Origin of the sequence: Undibacterium sp. RuRC25W (assembly GCF_049339825.1) — a bacterium.
Classification (GTDB): domain Bacteria; phylum Pseudomonadota; class Gammaproteobacteria; order Burkholderiales; family Burkholderiaceae_D; genus Undibacterium.
The window spans coordinates 1-621 of sequence record NZ_JBMPPD010000079.1 but is presented as its reverse complement, the minus strand read 5'-3'; the positions used below and the strand labels follow the sequence as shown (position 1 = coordinate 621).

Here is a 621-nt window from a genome sequence, read left to right as displayed (position 1 = left end):
GCCATAAAACACAGGGATTATTCATGACAGCCGAGTGATCACAATCAAACGTCTGGTCCTGTTTGAAACAGTTTGATGATCTCGGGTTGAGGTGACGGCTGCCCGTTCCAGTGGGCACCGGGTTGGAGTGCAAAGCGTTGCACTTTTCCGACGGGAAGTGGAATGCGTTGATTGCCCTTGACCAAGGCGGCAGTGATCTGGTCAGGGTCGTCGCCGACAGTGACCTCTACGGTGGACATATCTTCGTCCCCGGGGAAGTATTCATTGTCTTCCAGTTGTCGGCCTGGGTAGAGTTGATCAAAGGCAGCACGTACGGGCCGTAAATCCGCCTCGCCGCCAGCACGTTGCCGCAAATGAAACTCTAGCCATAAATAATGGCGCTGCCCAGATTTATCCTCAAACCAAAACATGGCAGTTTCTGGAATCCCGCGCATGGTTGCTATTTGCTGGTACATCGCCATTTCCCATGCACCAATAGTTTCAAACTCGCCACTGCCTTTGTAACTATCTAATTCAATCAGTCGCGAGACATTCCCCACCAATCGATGACGCCAGGGAAATTTGACACGGATATGACGCATATACCATTGTGGATCAGCGACCCAGCCTGCCTTGATTTTT

At 51.2% G+C, this 621-nt stretch carries 1 protein-coding gene; it reads right to left on the bottom strand.

Annotation, left to right across the window (positions count from 1 at the left end; genetic code table 11):
* Positions 1 to 44: 44 nt before the first annotated feature.
* Positions 45 to 621, bottom strand: a 577-nt coding sequence (locus ACO0KV_RS18365) for a hypothetical protein (protein ID WP_423044599.1), incomplete at its 5' end; no start/stop codon positions are given.